Annotated in this window: 1 protein-coding gene; it reads left to right on the plus strand. The window is 69.0% G+C overall.

What is annotated here, in order from left to right:
• Window positions 1–217: 217 nt before the first annotated feature.
• Window positions 218–1,917, plus strand: a 1,700-nt coding sequence (locus RMO97_RS09455; RefSeq protein WP_310540607.1) for an ABC-F family ATP-binding cassette domain-containing protein, incomplete at its 3' end; no start/stop codon positions are given.

The raw sequence follows: 1,917 nt of genomic DNA on the forward strand, positions 1-1,917 counted from the left end.
GGGGCGCGGCCGTCCGCGCCGAAGGGTGCGGGCTTATAGCCGCCGGAGGTGACAGCGCCAAGGCAGGTTACGCGCGACTGCGGCGCCGACCTCTGTTATGGAGCCGGCGTCATCGAGAGACGGTTGATCAGATCCTAGTCAACGCCGCGAGCGACGACATCTGCGGCGGCCGTACGGCGACGCTTTTCTCTCAACCTGCTTTGTAAGTTCGACTCCCATGCTTCAGATCCACGAACTCGTCTTTGACTCCTGGGGCCGTCGCTTCTTCGACGAAGCCACCATCAGCCTGCCTGTGGGTTCGAAGGTCGGTCTGGTGGGACGCAACGGCGTGGGCAAGTCGACCCTGTTCAAGCTGATCCTGGGTCAGCTCCACCAGGGTTCCGGCGAGATCGGCTACCCGAAGGCCGCCCGCATCGCCTCGGTGGACCAGGAGCATCCCGCCACCCCGGTGACCCTGATGGACACCGTGCTGGCCGCCGATATCGAGCGCGAGACCCTGACCGCGTCGCTGGACACCGCCGAGCCTGAGCATCTGGGCGAGATCTACGCCCGGCTCAGCGAGATCGGCGCCGACCGCGCCCCCAGCCGGGCGGCGGAAATCCTCTCGGGCCTGGGCTTCTCCCATGCCGACCTGGCGCGGCCGATGGCGGAGTTCTCGGGCGGCTGGCGGATGCGCGTGGCCCTGGCCGCGGCCCTGTTCGCCGAGCCCGACCTGCTGTTGCTGGACGAACCGACCAACTATCTCGACCTGGAAGGCGCGCTGTGGCTTGAGGCCCGGCTGAAGAAGTACCCCAACAGCGCCATCATCATCAGCCACGACCGCGAGATCCTGAACAATTCGGTGGACCACATCCTCCACCTGCACTCGGGCAAGCTCGACCTCTATCCGGGCAACTACGACAACTTCGAAACCCAGCGCGCCGAGCGCGCCCGCCTGCTGGAATCCAACAAGTCCAAGATCGACGCACAGCGCGCCCACCTGCAGGCCTTCGTCGACCGCTTCCGCGCCACGGCGTCCAAGGCCACCCAGGCCCAGTCACGCCTGAAACAGCTCGCCAAGCTGCCGCCGGTCTCCGTCGTCGCGGCCGAGCGCACCGCCCCCTTCATCCTGCCCTCCCCCGAGCGCCCCGTACCGCCGCCCCTGATCCGCCTGGAGGGCGCCTCGGCCGGCTATGACGGCTCGCCGATCCTGCGCAACATGGACCTGCGCCTGGACCTGGACGACCGCATCGGTCTGCTGGGGGTCAACGGCGCCGGCAAGTCCACCTTCGCCAAGCTGATCGCCGGCGCCTTGCAGGTCATGCACGGCGACCTGCGCCGCGACCGCCGCCTGAAGGTGGGCTGGTTCCACCAGCACCAGATCGAGGCGCTCGATCCCTCCGACACCCCGCTGGAGATCATCCGCCGGGCCATGCCCGAGGCCAGCGACGCCGCTCGCCGTTCGCGCCTGGCCCAGTTCGGTATGGGCGTGCAGAAGGTCGAGACCACTGTCGCCAACCTGTCCGGCGGCGAGCGGGCGCGCCTGCTGCTGAACATGGTGGCCATGGAGGCCCCTCACCTCCTCATCCTCGATGAGCCCACCAACCACCTGGACATCGACAGCCGTCGCGCCCTGCTGGACGCCCTGAACGAGTATGCCGGCGCCGTCATCCTCATCACCCACGACCGCTCGCTGATGGAGCTGGTGGCCGACCGTCTGTGGTTGGCCGCCGACGGCACCATCGCGCCCTTCAACGGCGACATGGACGACTACGCCAAGCTGGTGATCGACCGCGCCCGCCAGGCCGCCAAGGGTCCGTCCCAGGTACCCCAGGCCATAGCGCCCCCGCCGCCCAAGGCCGCGCCGAAGGCCAAGGTCCCCACGGGCACCGCGCGCCGCCGCGCCGAACAGGCCGAGGCCGCGCTCGCCCGCGCCAC

Origin of the sequence: Phenylobacterium sp., from assembly GCF_031425575.1 — a bacterium.
Classification (GTDB): domain Bacteria; phylum Pseudomonadota; class Alphaproteobacteria; order Caulobacterales; family Caulobacteraceae; genus Phenylobacterium.